The sequence below is a fragment of the Shewanella sp. SP1S2-4 genome, from assembly GCF_031932075.1.
In the GTDB taxonomy this organism is placed as follows: Bacteria; Pseudomonadota; Gammaproteobacteria; order Enterobacterales; family Shewanellaceae; genus Shewanella; species Shewanella baltica.
The window spans coordinates 1-16,160 of record NZ_JAUOET010000047.1 but is presented as its reverse complement, the minus strand read 5'-3'; the positions used below and the strand labels follow the sequence as shown (position 1 = coordinate 16,160).

At 46.1% G+C, this 16,160-nt stretch carries 12 protein-coding genes; all 12 read left to right on the top strand.

The annotated features are described in order from the left end of the window. Positions 1–300: 300 nt before the first annotated feature. The gene (secE, locus tag Q4Q52_RS21935) at positions 301–672 is read left to right on the top strand and encodes a preprotein translocase subunit SecE (RefSeq protein ID WP_006083613.1); all 372 of its coding nucleotides are present in this window, start codon (positions 301–303) and stop codon (positions 670–672) included. Positions 673–681: 9 nt separating this feature from the next. Continuing rightward, positions 682–1,233, top strand: coding sequence for a transcription termination/antitermination protein NusG (nusG, locus tag Q4Q52_RS21930; RefSeq protein WP_106648467.1), 552 nt, complete (start codon positions 682–684; stop codon positions 1,231–1,233). A 127-nt stretch (positions 1,234–1,360) separates the two neighbouring features. Further along, entirely contained in the window at positions 1,361–1,789 is a 429-nt protein-coding gene (gene rplK, locus Q4Q52_RS21925) for a 50S ribosomal protein L11 (RefSeq protein ID WP_006083611.1), read from the top strand. Between the two features lie 4 nt (positions 1,790–1,793). Continuing rightward, entirely contained in the window at positions 1,794–2,495 is a 702-nt protein-coding gene (gene rplA / locus Q4Q52_RS21920; RefSeq protein ID WP_106648466.1) for a 50S ribosomal protein L1, read from the top strand. Between the two features lie 265 nt (positions 2,496–2,760). Continuing rightward, positions 2,761–3,261, top strand: a complete 501-nt coding sequence (rplJ, locus tag Q4Q52_RS21915; RefSeq protein WP_006083609.1) for a 50S ribosomal protein L10 — start codon at positions 2,761–2,763, stop codon at positions 3,259–3,261. 54 nt (positions 3,262–3,315) lie between these two features. Then, on the top strand, positions 3,316–3,681 hold the full coding sequence (rplL, locus tag Q4Q52_RS21910; protein WP_106648464.1) for a 50S ribosomal protein L7/L12: 366 nt from the start codon (positions 3,316–3,318) through the stop codon (positions 3,679–3,681). A 242-nt stretch (positions 3,682–3,923) separates the two neighbouring features. Beyond that, positions 3,924–7,955 (top strand): DNA-directed RNA polymerase subunit beta, encoded by a 4,032-nt coding sequence (rpoB, locus tag Q4Q52_RS21905; RefSeq protein ID WP_311991671.1) that lies wholly within the window; start codon positions 3,924–3,926, stop codon positions 7,953–7,955. 84 nt (positions 7,956–8,039) lie between these two features. After that, positions 8,040–12,257, top strand: a complete 4,218-nt coding sequence (rpoC, locus tag Q4Q52_RS21900) for a DNA-directed RNA polymerase subunit beta' (RefSeq protein WP_220591697.1) — start codon at positions 8,040–8,042, stop codon at positions 12,255–12,257. 179 nt (positions 12,258–12,436) lie between these two features. After that, positions 12,437–12,811 (top strand): 30S ribosomal protein S12, encoded by a 375-nt coding sequence (rpsL, locus tag Q4Q52_RS21895; protein ID WP_006083605.1) that lies wholly within the window; start codon positions 12,437–12,439, stop codon positions 12,809–12,811. Positions 12,812–12,892: 81 nt separating this feature from the next. After that, on the top strand, positions 12,893–13,363 hold the full coding sequence (gene rpsG / locus Q4Q52_RS21890) for a 30S ribosomal protein S7 (RefSeq protein WP_011787570.1): 471 nt from the start codon (positions 12,893–12,895) through the stop codon (positions 13,361–13,363). 77 nt (positions 13,364–13,440) lie between these two features. Next, a complete protein-coding gene (gene fusA, locus Q4Q52_RS21885) occupies positions 13,441–15,537 on the top strand; it encodes an elongation factor G (RefSeq protein WP_311891988.1) in 2,097 nt (698 codons plus the stop codon). Positions 15,538–15,609: 72 nt separating this feature from the next. Further along, on the top strand, positions 15,610–16,160 hold a 551-nt coding region (locus tag Q4Q52_RS21880), incomplete at its 3' end, for a GTP-binding protein (protein WP_311991670.1).

Here is a 16,160-nt window from a genome sequence, read left to right as displayed (position 1 = left end):
GTTGGTGCTGGTGTAGTAGCTAAAATCATCGCTTAATCGCGACAGAGATTAGTTTGAAAAGGAAGCTTCGGCTTCCTTTTTTGTTTAAGTGGATTATTTCACAGGTTTTGTGGATTGCATGGGATTCGCATCCTTGCTTACAAAGTCGAATAAGAATACAATCTATGGCCGATTTTTGACCCTGAGCTTATGCTATTTTGCGTTTCTAAGGGTGTTCGGAAATGCAGAGTATGATGTGGGAATTATGCCCGTCAATTAATGTGCTCTAAGCTCAGGCCGTATTGAGTAACGGAAAAACCGATGACAACAAATACTGAAAACCAGAACAATTCTCTGGATATCGTGAAGTGGGGTTTAGTGATTGTATTACTAGCCGCTGCTGTTATTGGCAATCAAATGTATAGCGAAGCCAGTGCCGTAATACGTGCGCTTAGTGTTATCGTTGCATTCGCTATTGCTGGTTTTATTGCGCTTCAGACTGTAAAAGGTAAAAAAGCGTTAGCTTTTGCCCGTGAAGCGCATATCGAAGTGCGCAAGGTTGTATGGCCGACGCGTCAAGAAGCACTAAACACCACTTTTATTGTCCTTGCAGCAACAGGTATCTTAGCTCTTATCCTTTGGGGTATGGATGCTGTGTTAATGCGAATTGTCAATTTTATCACTGGCGTATAGGCACCTCGAATGACTGAAGCTAAAGAAGCTAAAAAAAGATGGTATGTAGTGCAGGCATTCTCAGGCTATGAAGGCCGAGTTTGTAAGTCACTGATTGAATACATTAAGATGCACGGCATGGAAGAATACTTCGGCGAAGTATTGGTCCCGACTGAAGAAGTCGTTGAAATGCGTGCAGGTCAGCGTCGTAAGAGCGAACGTAAGTTTTTCCCTGGCTATGTGTTAGTCCAGATGGAAATGAACGATGACAGCTGGCATTTAGTCAAAAGCATCCCGCGTGTTTTAGGCTTTATTGGCGGAACCTCTGATCGTCCTGCCCCAATTTCCGATAAAGAAGCGGATGCAATTTTGCGTCGCTTACAAGAAACGACAGCGTCACCAACTCATAGAACTATCTTCGAGCCTGGTGAAGTGGTGCGTGTATGTGATGGTCCATTTGCTGACTTCAACGGTACCGTTGAGGAAGTGGATTATGACAAGAGCCGCGTAAAAGTATCAGTAATGATCTTTGGTCGTTCTACGCCTGTTGAACTTGACTTTAGTCAAGTTGAAAAAGGCTGATTAAATAAAATACAAAATCCGTTTGGCAACGAGGGCGAGTTTCTATATAATTCGTCCCCGTTGTTTTCGGGGGAGCACGTCAGCATGTCGCTGATGCGCGTTTGAACCCAAACTGAGGAAATGTCAGATGGCAAAGAAGATTGATGCTTATATTAAGCTACAAGTAAAATCAGGTTCTGCGAACCCGTCACCACCAGTTGGTCCAGCTTTGGGTCAAAAAGGTGTGAACATCATGGAATTCTGTAAAGCGTTTAACGCCCGTACAGAAAAAATGGAAAAAGGCATGCCTATTCCTGTCGTGATCACTGTATACAGTGACCGTTCATTCACTTTTGAAACTAAGACTTCTCCAGCGTCTTACTTACTGAAGACTGCTGCAGGCCTGAAATCAGGTTCTCCACGTCCAAACACTCAGAAAGTGGGTACTATCGCACGCGCTAAAGTTCAAGAAATTGCTGAACTTAAAGCTGCCGATATGACTGGTGCTGACATTGAAGCGATGACTCGCTCAATCGAAGGTACTGCGCGTTCAATGGGTTTGGTTGTAGAGGATTAATATAATGGCAAAGCTAACTAAACGCATGCGCGTAATTCGCGAAAAAGTTGACGGTACTAAAAGCTACGATATCAACGAAGCTGTTGCTCTGTTAAAAGAATTAGCAACTGCAAAATTCGTTGAAAGTGTAGACGTAGCAGTTAACCTGGGTATCGACCCACGTAAATCTGACCAAAACGTTCGTGGTGCAACAGTGTTGCCACACGGTACTGGTCGTGACGTTCGCGTTGCAGTATTTACACAAGGTGCAAATGCTGAAGCGGCAAAAGCTGCTGGTGCTGAGCTAGTTGGTATGGATGATCTGGCTGAGCAAATCAAAGCCGGTGAAATGAACTTCGACGTGGTTATCGCATCTCCAGATGCAATGCGCGTTGTTGGTATGTTAGGTCAAATCTTAGGCCCACGTGGTTTAATGCCTAACCCTAAAACAGGTACAGTAACACCAAACGTTGCTGAAGCTGTTAAGAATGCCAAGGCTGGTCAAGTTCGTTACCGTAACGACAAGAACGGTATTATCCACACTACTATCGGTAAAGTGGATTTCACACCAGTTCAATTGAAAGAAAACTTGGAAGCGTTGATCTCTGCACTGAAAAAGGCTAAGCCTGCAGTTGCTAAAGGTGTATACGTGAAAAAGGTTAGCATCTCTACCACTATGGGTGCAGGTGTTGCAGTTGATCAAGCTACGCTTGAGACAACCATATAATTTTACAAGGTGAGCGTATTAATCTATAATGCGCGCACTTTGTGGGTTGAAGCCTGTTTTATCGCCGTTTAATCGGTTGTAACTCAGGTTTCCGTCCAAGACCGCAGGTGTTTTTTGCAAAAATAACTTAATTTCCTGCGTAGACGGTGTCAGGCCCCAGCTAAATTTTTTACTGGATAATCTGCACCGTAAGTCACTAAATACATAAGTATTTAGTATGGTAAATACTAGGGAATACCCTAGGTAGAATCCAGGAGTAAAGCCAATGGCATTAAGACTCGAAGACAAAAAAGCGATTGTTGCTGAAGTCAACGAAGCTGCCAAAGGTGCGCTATCTGCAGTTGCCGCTGATTCTCGCGGTGTGACTGTAGGTGCTATGACCGGTCTGCGTAAAAAAGCTCGCGAAGCTGGTGTATATGTACGTGTAGTACGTAACACATTGGCTCGTCGTGCTGTTGAAGGTACAGCTTTTGAGTGCCTAGCAGAAACGTTCACTGGCCCAACTTTGATTGCTTTTTCTTTAGAGCACCCAGGTGCTGCAGCACGTCTGTTAAAAGACTTTGCTAAAGAACAAGCTAACTTCGAAGTTAAAGGCGCAGCCTTTGAAGGGAATTTCATCCCTGCAGCTGAAATTGATCGTTTGGCGAAACTGCCAACATACGAAGAAGCACTAGCTCAGTTAATGATGACTATGAAAGAAGCATCTGCTGGCAAGTTCGTTCGTACACTGGCCGCCCTGCGCGATCAAAAACAAGAAGCCGCTTAATTTCAAGCTGGCTGCTTAATAAAATTGAATTCAGAACAATAGGAAACATTTGTTATGTCTATCACTAAAGACCAAATCTTAGAAGCCTTTGCAGCTATGTCTGTAATGGAAGTTGTTGAACTGATCGAAGCAATGGAAGAGAAGTTCGGCGTTTCTGCCGCTGCTGCTGTTGTTTCTGGTGGCGCTGAAGCTGCTGTTGTTGAAGAACAAACAGAATTCAACGTAATCCTGACTGCTCACGGCGACAACAAAGTTGCTGTTATTAAAGCAATCCGTGGCGCAACAGGTTTAGGCCTGAAAGAAGCTAAAGCTATGTCTGAAGCTGCTCCAGTAGCAGTTAAAGAAGGCGTTTCTAAAGAAGAAGCTGAAGCTCTGAAGAAAGAACTTACTGAAGCTGGTGCTTCTGTAGAAATCAAGTAAGCTATTATTTAGCTTGCTCACCCAAGCCACTTGGGTGGAGGCTGGCGGTTTTTTAACCGTCGGCCTTTTTTGCGCTATATGCGCTGGCGATTTTTTTTCACCGTTTGTCGCCAAATTTTGCAGTCCCTAGCAGAGATTACTGGTTAGGTTCTTGCCATCAACGGTGATGGGCAAACGTGCTGAATTTAATAGCATAAGTTATTTATTCAGTCTTGGTCACATCTCGTAAGCAGAGGAAACCCATGGTTTACTCCTATTCTGAAAAGAAGCGTATTCGCAAAGACTTTGGTAAGCGTCCAAAAGTTTTGGATATCCCTTATTTATTGTCTATCCAGCTAGACTCTTTTAAGAAGTTCACCGATCAAGATCCTACCGGTGAGCGCGGTTTAGAAGCCGCCTTCCGTAGCGTTTTTCCCATCAAGAGCTTTTCTGGTAATTCAGAACTGCAATACGTCAGCTATAAGCTTGGCGAGCCTGTTTTTGATGTGAAAGAGTGTCAGATCCGTGGTGTTACGTACTCAGCACCACTACGCGTTAAATTACGCATGGTGTTGTATGACCGTGAAGCAGCGGCGGGCACAGTAAAAGATATTAAAGAACAAGAAGTCTACATGGGTGATATCCCATTGATGACGGATAACGGTACTTTTGTTATCAACGGTACTGAGCGTGTAATCGTATCTCAATTACACCGTTCTCCAGGCGTGTTCTTTGATCATGACCGTGGTAAAACCCACTCATCAGGTAAGGTGCTATATAACGCACGTATTATTCCTTACCGTGGTTCATGGCTTGACTTTGAATTCGATCCTAAAGATGCACTATTTGTGCGTATTGACCGTCGCCGCAAACTGCCTGCGACCATCATGTTACGTGCATTAGAATATTCTACTCAAGAGATCCTCGATCTGTTCTTTGAACGCGTTGAGTTCAAGATCAAGAAAGATACTCTGGTTATGGCTTTGGTTCCTGAGCGTCTGCGTGGCGAAACTGCCAGCTATGACATCAAGGATGCTGAAGGTTCTGTATTGGTTGAAGCCGGTCGTCGTATCACTGCGCGCCACATTCGCCAATTAGAAAAAACCAATACCACTGAACTCGAAGTGCCAGTTGAATATATCGTGGGCAAATATGCTGCTCAAGATTATATCGATCCGGATACAGGTGAAGTTTTAGTCTCTGCCAACAGTGAAATTAGCCTAGAAGATCTGGCTAAATTATCTTTGGCCGGTATTAAAGAACTCAGCACCTTGTATATCAACGAGCTAGATCATGGTGCTTATATTTCAGATACGCTGCGTATCGATTCAACCACTAACCGCTTAGAAGCACTGGTTGAAATCTATCGTATGATGCGTCCTGGCGAGCCACCAACCAAAGATGCTGCCGAAGCACTATTCCAGAACTTGTTCTTCAGCGAAGAGCGTTATGACCTGTCTAAAGTCGGTCGTATGAAGTTCAACCGTCGTCTCAGCATTCCTGATGACGAAGGTAGCGGTGTATTGTCTAAAGAAGACATCGTCGCGGTAATGAAGAATATCATTCATATCCGTAACGGTTTCGACGAAGTCGATGATATCGATCACTTAGGCAACCGTCGTATTCGTAGCGTCGGTGAAATGGCTGAAAACCAATTCCGCGTAGGTTTAGTCCGTGTTGAGCGCGCCGTGCGTGAACGTCTATCTTTAGGCGATCTGAACGAGCTGATGCCACAAGACTTGATTAACGCTAAGCCAATTTCTGCGGCAGTGAAAGAGTTCTTCGGTTCTTCTCAGCTGTCACAATTCATGGACCAAAACAACCCGCTGTCAGAAGTAACGCATAAGCGCCGTATTTCTGCTCTTGGCCCTGGTGGTTTGACTCGTGAACGTGCAGGCTTCGAAGTCCGCGACGTACATCCAACGCATTATGGTCGTTTATGTCCAATTGAGACCCCTGAAGGTCCAAACATTGGTCTAATCAACTCATTAGCAAGCTTTGCCCGTACTAACTCATACGGCTTCCTAGAAACGCCATACCGCAAGGTTATCGACGGCGTGATTACTGACGAAGTGGAATACTTGTCAGCAATCGAAGAAGGTCGTTATGTGATCGCACAGGCGAACATTGAAGTTGACGCGAACGGTCGTATGGCAGAAGAGCAAATTGCTTGTCGTCATAAAGGTGAATCTACCTTTATGCGCGCTGCTGACATCCAGTATATGGACGTTTCGCCACAACAGATCATTTCAGTTGCTGCGTCGCTCATCCCGTTCTTAGAACACGATGATGCTAACCGTGCATTGATGGGTGCGAACATGCAACGTCAAGCCGTACCAACACTGCGCTCTGAAAAGCCGCTAGTAGGTACTGGTATTGAACGTACACTCGCTGTTGACTCAGGTGTTGTGGTTGTTGCTAAGCGTGGTGGCTTCATTGACTACGTTGATGCGAGCCGTATCGTTGTTAAAGTAAATGAAGATGAGCTGCGCCCAGGCGAAGCCGGTATCGACATTTATAACCTGACTAAGTACACCCGTTCTAACCAAAACACTTGTATCAACCAACGCCCTTGTTGTGCTGTTGGTGAGCCAGTGGTTCGCGGTGATGTGTTAGCAGACGGTCCGTCTACTGACTTAGGTGATTTAGCCCTTGGCCAGAACATGCGTATCGCGTTCATGCCTTGGAACGGTTACAACTTCGAAGACTCGATCTTAATTTCTGAGCGCGTTGCGCAAGAAGACCGTTTCACCACTATCCACATTCAGGAGCTGTCTTGTATCGCTCGTGATACTAAGTTGGGTAGCGAAGAAATCACAGCTGATATTCCAAACGTTGGTGAGTCTGCTCTGTCGAAACTCGACGAGTCAGGTATCGTTTACATTGGTGCAGAAGTGAAGGGTGGCGATATTCTGGTTGGTAAAGTGACGCCAAAAGGCGAAACACAGCTGACGCCAGAAGAGAAGTTACTCCGTGCTATCTTCGGTGAGAAAGCGTCTGACGTTAAAGACAGTTCACTGCGTGTTCCTAACTCTGTTAAGGGCACTATCATCGACGTTCAGGTATTTACCCGTGACGGCGTTGAAAAAGACAAGCGTGCAGTTGAAATCGAAGAGATGCACATTGCCCAAGCTCGTAAAGACTTAGGCGAAGAGTTCAAGATCCTTGAAGAAGGTGTTTTGAGCCGTGCACGTAACCTGTTAATCGGTGCTGGTTTCACTGAAGCGCAAATTGCTGCGTTGCCACGTAAAGATGTATTGGTTCAAGTCATTGACGATGAAGCAAAACAAACTGAACTTGAGCAATTAGCTGAACAGCATGAAGAGCTGAAAGCTGACTTCGATAAGAAGTTTGAAATCAAACGTCGCAAGATCACCCAAGGTGATGACTTGGCGCCAGGCGTACTCAAAATCGTTAAGGTTTACTTAGCGGTTAAGCGTACTATCCAACCTGGTGACAAGATGGCGGGTCGTCACGGTAACAAGGGTGTTATCTCTAAGATTTGCCCAATCGAAGACATGCCATATGACGAACAAGGTAACCCAGTAGACATCGTATTGAACCCGCTAGGTGTTCCATCACGTATGAACATTGGTCAGGTACTTGAAGTCCATATGGGCGCCGCTGCCAAAGGCATTGGTAACAAGATCACTGCGATGCTTGAAGAACAGCGTGAGCTGGCTGAAGTTCGTGGTTACATCAAGCAAGTTTATGAATTAGGTGACGAAGTGCAACAGCGCGTCGATATCGATTCATTCACTGATGATGAAGTATTACGTCTTGCGACTAACCTGAAAGGCGGTATCCCGATTGCAACTCCAGCATTCGACGGTGCTAAAGAGAAAGAGATCAAGCAGATGCTTGAACTTGCAGGTTTGCCAACCTCTGGTCAGTTGAAGTTGTTTGATGGTCGTACCGGTAACGAATTTGAGCGTCAAGTAACTGTTGGTTACATGTACATGCTCAAACTGAACCACTTAGTTGATGACAAGATGCACGCCCGTTCTACCGGTTCGTACAGCTTAGTGACTCAACAACCACTGGGCGGTAAAGCTCAGTTCGGTGGTCAGCGTTTCGGTGAGATGGAAGTGTGGGCACTAGAAGCATACGGTGCCGCTTATACGCTTCAAGAAATGCTCACCGTTAAATCGGATGACGTTAACGGTCGTACTCAGATGTATAAGAACATCGTCGACGGTAACCATCAGATGCAACCTGGCATGCCAGAGTCCTTCAACGTGTTACTGAAGGAGATCCGTTCACTCGGTATTAATATCGAGTTGGATCAGGCATAAGCGCAGGCCTTTAGCCGCGTTTGGCAAACAGAATGGTGCTCCGTGCGAGCGGAGCACCCGGTTTAACTCCTTCAGGAGAGAAACGTGAAAGACTTATTAAAGTTTCTGAAACAGCAAAGCAAGACTGAAGAATTTAACGGCATCAAAATTGGTCTGGCATCGCCTGATCTGATCCGTTCTTGGTCTTTTGGTGAAGTTAAGAAGCCAGAAACCATCAACTACCGTACCTTCAAGCCTGAGCGTGAAGGTCTGTTCTGTGCGCGTATCTTTGGCCCAGTCAAAGATTACGAATGTTTGTGCGGTAAGTACAAACGTTTGAAGCACCGTGGTGTTATTTGTGAAAAGTGTGGCGTTGAAGTAACCCAAACTAAAGTACGTCGTGAGCGTATGGGTCACATCGAACTGGCTAGCCCAGTTGCGCACATTTGGTTCTTAAAATCACTGCCGTCCCGTATCGGTTTAATGCTGGATATGACGCTGCGTGATATCGAACGCGTACTGTATTTTGAATCATTTGTCGTGATCGAGCCTGGCATGACCAGCCTTGAGCGTGGCCAAATGCTGACAGAAGAAACTTATCTGGATGCATTAGAAGAATACGGTGATGAGTTCGAAGCTAAAATGGGTGCCGAAGCAGTACTTGAACTGTTACGTGCTATCGATTTAGCGAAAGAAATCGAACAAATGCGTGAAGAATTGCCTTCAATCAACTCTGAGACTCGTCGCAAGAAAGTGACTAAACGTCTTAAGTTGATGGAAGCATTCTACACTTCAGGCAACAAGCCTGAGTGGATGATCTTAAAAGTACTGCCTGTGTTACCACCTGACTTACGTCCGTTGGTACCGCTCGATGGCGGCCGCTTCGCGACTTCAGATCTTAACGACCTGTATCGCCGCGTGATCAACCGTAACAACCGTTTGAAGCGTCTGTTAGATTTAGCTGCGCCAGACATTATCGTACGCAACGAAAAGCGTATGTTACAAGAGTCTGTTGATGCGCTATTAGATAACGGTCGTCGTGGTCGTGCTATTACCGGTTCTAACAAACGTCCTCTGAAATCTTTGGCCGATATGATCAAAGGTAAGCAAGGTCGTTTCCGTCAGAACTTATTGGGTAAGCGCGTCGACTATTCTGGTCGTTCGGTAATTACCGTAGGTCCTACTCTACGTCTGCACCAATGTGGTCTTCCTAAGAAGATGGCACTGGAACTGTTCAAGCCATTCATCTATGGCAAGCTAGAAGGTCGTGGCTTAGCTACTACCATCAAAGCAGCTAAGAAGATGGTTGAGCGTGAAGTGGCTGAAGTTTGGGACGTTCTGGATGAAGTGATCCGCGAACATCCAGTGATGCTCAACCGTGCACCAACACTGCACAGACTGGGTATTCAAGCGTTCGAACCAGTACTGATTGAAGGTAAAGCCATCCAGTTACACCCACTCGTTTGTGCGGCATACAACGCCGACTTCGACGGTGACCAAATGGCGGTACACGTACCGTTAACACTGGAAGCGCAGCTTGAAGCCCGTGCCCTGATGATGTCTACCAACAACATCCTGTCACCAGCCAACGGCGAGCCTGTTATCACCCCGTCTCAAGACGTGGTATTGGGTCTGTACTACACCAGCCGTGAGCGTATTAACGGCCGTGGTGAAGGTATGTACTTTATGTCTGTTGCTGAAGTTGAAAAAGCTTACGCAACTGGCGCTGCTGAATTGCATGCCCGCGTTAAAGTACGCATCACTGAAACCATTATTGGTGACGCAGGTGAGCGTACTGAACAACGCCGTATCGTAGATACGACTGTGGGTCGTGCTCTGCTGTCATTGATTCTGCCAGCAGGTTTGTCATTTGATCTGGTTAACCAGAACATGGGCAAAAAGCAGATCTCTAAACTGTTGAACACCTGTTATCGTCAACTGGGTCTGAAAGATACTGTTATCTTCGCTGACCAATTGATGTATACCGGTTTCCGTTTTGCAACCATCTCTGGTGCCTCTGTTGGTATCGATGACATGGTTATTCCAGACGAGAAATACACCTTAGTTGCTGATGCAGAAGCGGAAGTTCTTGAAATTCAAGAGCAGTTCCAATCTGGTCTAGTTACAGCTGGTGAGCGTTACAACAAAGTTATCGATATCTGGGCAAGTGCCAACGAAAAAGTTTCTAAAGCTATGATGGAAAACCTGTCAACTGAGACAGTGATTAACCGTGATGGTGTTGAAGAGAAACAAGCCTCGTTTAACAGCATCTATATGATGGCTGACTCAGGCGCTCGTGGTAGTGCCGCACAGATCCGTCAGTTGGCGGGTATGCGTGGTCTGATGGCTAAGCCAGACGGCTCAATCATCGAAACGCCAATTACCGCTAACTTCCGTGAAGGTCTAAACGTACTCCAGTACTTTATTTCTACTCACGGTGCGCGTAAAGGTCTAGCCGATACGGCATTGAAGACAGCGAACTCGGGTTACCTGACTCGTCGTCTTGTAGACGTTGCACAAGATTTAGTGGTTATCGAAGACGATTGTGGTACTCACGAAGGTCTAACCATGAAACCGCTGATTGAAGGTGGTGATGTGGTTGAGCCGTTACGTGAACGCGTACTGGGTCGTGTAGTTGCGATTGATGTGTTCTATCCAGGCACTGAAGACGTACTCGCACCACGTAACACGCTACTCGACGAAGCATGGTGTGACAAGTTAGAAGAGCATTCAATTGACGAAGTCATTGTACGTTCTGTTATTTCTTGTGATACTGATTTCGGTGTGTGTGCAGCTTGTTACGGTCGTGACTTGGCTCGTGGTCATATTATTAACCACGGTGAAGCCATCGGTGTTGTGGCAGCACAATCTATCGGTGAACCAGGTACACAGTTAACGATGCGTACGTTCCACATCGGTGGTGCGGCATCGAGAGCATCTGCAGAAAACAATGTCCAAGTGAAAAACTCGGGTTCATTGAAACTGCATAATGCTAAGCATGTTACTAACAGTGACGGCAAACTGGTTATCGTTTCTCGTTCTTCTGAGCTGGCCGTTATTGACGAGCTGGGTCGTGAGAAAGAGCGTTATAAAGTGCCATACGGTACTGTGCTCGAGAAGCTAGAAGAAGCCGCTGTTGAAGCGGGCGATGTTATCGCTAACTGGGATCCACATACTCACCCAATCATTTCTGAAGTGGCGGGTAGTATCAAGTTCGTAGACATGATTGACGGTGTTACTATGACACGTCAAACAGACGAACTAACGGGTCTGTCATCAATCGTGATCCTTGACGTTGGTCAGCGTGGTACTGCGGGTAAAGAAATGCGCCCAATGATCCGTCTGCTTGGCGCTAACGGTAGCGATTTAATGATCCCTGGTACTGAAGTACCAGCACAGTACTTCTTACCAGGTAGTGCGATCGTTAACTTAGAAGATAACGCGCAAATCAACGTGGGTGACGCTTTAGCTCGTATTCCTCAGGAATCGTCTAAAACACGCGACATCACCGGTGGTCTACCACGCGTTGCTGACTTGTTCGAAGCGCGTAAGCCAAAAGAGCCTGCAATTCTGGCGGAAATCTCTGGTACTATCTCGTTTGGTAAAGAGACCAAAGGTAAGCGTCGTTTGGTGATTACACCTGCTGATGGCGGCGATCACTATGAAGAGATGATCCCTAAGTGGCGTAACTTAAACGTGTTCGAAGGTGAAAAAGTCGAACGTGGTGAAGTTATCGCTGACGGTCCAGAAGCGGCACACGACATTCTGCGTCTTCGTGGTATCCACAACGTAGCTAACTACATTGTGAACGAAGTACAGGACGTTTACCGTCTGCAAGGCGTGAAGATCAACGATAAGCATATCGAAGTGATCATCCGTCAGATGCTGCGTAAGTGTCTTATCACTTCTGCCGGTGACACTGAGTTCCTTGAAGGGGAACAAGCTGAAGTGTCACGCGTTAAGATCGCTAACCGCGAACTGATCGCCCAAGGTAAAGTGCCTGCGACCTTTGAACGTGAACTACTGGGTATTACTAAAGCATCTCTGGCAACAGAATCCTTTATATCAGCAGCATCGTTCCAAGAAACCACGCGCGTACTGACCGAAGCTGCCGTAGGTGGTAAGAGCGATCAATTACGTGGTCTGAAAGAAAACGTTATCGTTGGCCGACTGATCCCAGCCGGTACCGGTTACGCTTATCACAAGACTCGTAATGAAGCGCGTGCGAAGAAAAACGAACCTGTAGTAGTGAATAAGATCACTGCAAGTGAAGCCGAACAGAACTTGGCCGATCTCTTAAACCTGGCTGGTAGCCAAGATTAAGTAATCAGTTTGTTATAAAAAGGCGCCTATGGCGCCTTTTTTCTTGGAATATGCCGCAAAAGTTGGCTATTTCTTGACAGTCAGGCATTACCTTTCTAAAATTCCGCGTCCCACCATTGTGGGATATAGATTTTTCACACCTTATCGTTGAGTTTGATTCAACTGACTCGGAGCTATACATGGCAACTGTAAACCAGTTGGTACGTAAGCCACGCGCGCCAAAAGTCGACAAGACTAATGTGCCTGCGTTGAATGCGTGCCCGCAAAAACGTGGTGTTTGTACACGTGTGTACACAACTACCCCTAAAAAACCAAACTCTGCACTACGTAAAGTAGCTCGTGTGCGTCTAACTAACGGTTTCGAAGTGACTTCGTACATCGGCGGTGAAGGCCACAACCTGCAGGAACATAGCGTGATCCTAATCCGTGGTGGTCGTGTTAAAGACTTACCAGGTGTGCGTTATCACACTATTCGTGGCGCATTAGACTGTGCAGGCGTGACTTCACGTCGCCAAAGCCGTTCTAAATACGGTGCTAAGCGTCCTAAGTCTTAACTTATCCGTTAAGTAAGGCCAAGCTAGTTTTATTTTGAGAATTCCAGTTTTGGAAATCCCTGAAGCATACGGAGAATTGTTATGCCAAGACGTCGCGTTGTAGGACAACGTAAAATCCTACCAGATCCAAAGTTTCACAGTGAGTTGCTGGCTAAGTTCATCAACGTCATTATGCAAGACGGCAAAAAGTCGACTGCAGAAAAAATTATTTACAAGGCACTAGATGTTGTCGCTGAAAAGAAAAGCGAAAACCATTTAGTTATCCTTGAAGCAGCCCTGGACAACGTTCGCCCATCAGTCGAAGTTAAATCTCGTCGCGTTGGTGGTTCTACGTACCAGGTACCATGTGAAGTTCGTCCTGTGCGTCGTAACGCACTGGCGATGCGCTGGTTAGTTGAAGCTGCTCGTAAGCGTGGTGAAAAATCTATGGCTTTACGTCTAGCAGGTGAAATGCTGGATGCGTCTGAAAACAAAGGTACTGCTGTTAAGAAGCGTGAAGACGTGCATCGCATGGCTGAAGCTAACAAAGCCTTTGCTCATTACCGTTGGTAATATGATGGTGTGGGCTTAGGCCCACACCATGTTGTTGATATTGCCAAGACTTAGGTCTTGGTGGAGAGGGTATAATAGTGGCTCGTACAACCCCAATTGAGCGTTATCGTAATATCGGTATTTGTGCTCATGTTGACGCAGGTAAAACCACCACAACAGAACGTGTTCTGTTCTATACCGGTTTGTCTCATAAAATCGGTGAGGTGCATGACGGCGCCGCTACCACAGACTGGATGGTTCAAGAGCAAGAGCGTGGTATCACTATCACCTCGGCTGCGGTAACCACATTCTGGCGTGGTATGGATGCTCAATTCACTGAACACCGCATCAATATCATCGATACCCCTGGTCACGTTGACTTTACTATTGAAGTTGAACGGTCTCTGCGTGTCCTCGACGGCGCTGTTGTCGTTTTCTGTGGTTCATCTGGTGTTGAACCTCAGTCAGAAACAGTGTGGCGTCAAGCTGATAAATACCGCGTTCCACGCTTAGTATTTGTCAACAAAATGGACCGTGCAGGTGCTGACTTTGAACGTGTAGTGAAGCAAATTAGAACTCGTCTTGGAGCCACTTGTGTGCCTATTCAATTGAATGTTGGCGCAGAAGAAAACTTCAAAGGTGTGATCGACTTAATTAAGATGAAAGCTATTAACTGGAATGAATCAGACCAGGGTATGACTTTCACTCATGAGGAGATCCCTGCAGAGTTAGCGGCTAAAGCGGCTGAAATGCATGAGTATCTAGTTGAAGTAGCAGCCGAATCTTCGGATGAACTGATGGATAAGTACCTTGAAGAAGGCACGCTATCAGAAGACGAAATTAAAAAGGCGCTACGTCAGCGTACTATAAATAATGAAATCGTTTTAGCGACTTGTGGTTCTGCATTTAAGAACAAAGGCGTTCAAGCGGTACTTGATGCGGTTATTGAATTCTTGCCTGCGCCAATTGATGTGCCTCCAATCAAGGGCATCGATGAGAACGACCAAGAAGTAGAACGCCCATCAGATGACAATGCACCTTTCGCTGCATTGGCATTTAAGATTGCTACAGATCCATTCGTAGGAACTTTGACCTTTATTCGCGTGTACTCAGGCGTACTAGAATCAGGTTCAGGTGTTTACAACTCTGTTAAACAGAAGCGTGAACGCGTAGGTCGTATGGTGCAAATGCATGCAAACGATCGCACTGAACTGAAAGAGGTGCGTGCCGGTGATATCGCAGCGGCTATTGGTCTAAAAGAGGTGACTACGGGGGACACGCTTTGTGATAACGATCATAGAGTGATCTTGGAACGTATGGAGTTCCCAGAGCCAGTAATTACCATTGCCGTTGAGCCTAAGTCAAAAGCCGACCAGGATAAAATGGGTATCGCGTTGCAAAAGCTTGCAGCGGAAGATCCATCATTCCGAGTTGAAACTGACGAAGAATCGTCACAAACTCTGATTTCGGGTATGGGTGAGTTACACTTAGACATCATCGTTGACCGTATGCGTCGCGAATTTGGTGTTGAATGTAACGTAGGTAAGCCACAAGTGGCGTACCGCGAAACTATCCGAGCGTCAGTAGAAGCTGAAGGTAAATTTGTACGCCAATCAGGTGGTCGTGGACAATTCGGTCACGTTTGGTTAAAACTAGAGCCTAATGAAGAAGGCGCTGGTTACGAATTTGTCAATGCAGTTGTGGGAGGTGTGATTCCTCGTGAATTCATTCCTGCGGTTGATAAAGGTATCCAAGAACAGATGAAGAATGGCGTTCTCGCTGGCTTCCCTGTGTTGGACGTGAAGGTCACTCTATTCGACGGTTCATATCATGATGTGGACTCGAATGAAATGGCGTTCAAAATTGCAGGTTCTATGGGCTTCAAAAAGGGTGCGCTTGAAGCAAACCCTGCGTTGCTCGAACCTTGCATGAAAGTTGAAGTAACTACCCCTGAAAATTATATGGGTGACGTCGTTGGTGATTTAAACCGTCGTCGTGGCTTGATTGAGGGGATGGATGATGGCTTTGGTGGCATCAAAATAGTCCATGCTGTAGTGCCTCTTTCTGAAATGTTTGGTTACGCAACTGATTTGCGCTCTGCTACTCAGGGTCGCGCTTCATACTCTATGGAGTTCTTGAAGTACTCTGATGCACCGCAAAACATTGCAAAAGCGATTATTGAATCTCGTAGCTAATATCCAGTTACGACATAAATGTTATTATGGTCCAGCACTGACTGGACTATTCTGAAAAGAAAGGAATATATCGTGGCAAAAGCTAAATTTGAACGTATTAAGCCTCACGTAAACGTGGGCACCATTGGTCACGTTGACCATGGTAAAACCACACTGACTGCAGCTATCTCTCACGTACTGGCTAAGACCTACGGTGGCGAAGCTAAAGACTTCTCTCAAATCGATAACGCTCCAGAAGAGCGTGAGCGCGGTATTACCATCAATACCTCTCACATCGAATATGACACGCCTTCACGTCACTACGCACACGTAGACTGCCCAGGCCATGCTGACTATGTTAAAAACATGATCACTGGTGCTGCACAGATGGACGGCGCGATTTTAGTAGTAGCTTCAACAGACGGTCCAATGCCACAGACTCGTGAGCACATCCTGCTTTCTCGTCAGGTTGGCGTACCTTTCATCATCGTGTTCATGAACAAATGTGACATGGTAGATGACGAAGAATTACTGGAATTAGTAGAAATGGAAGTGCGTGAACTTCTGTCAGAATACGATTTCCCAGGTGATGACTTACCAGTAATCCAAGGTTCAGCTCTGAAGGCCCTAGAAGGTCAACCAGA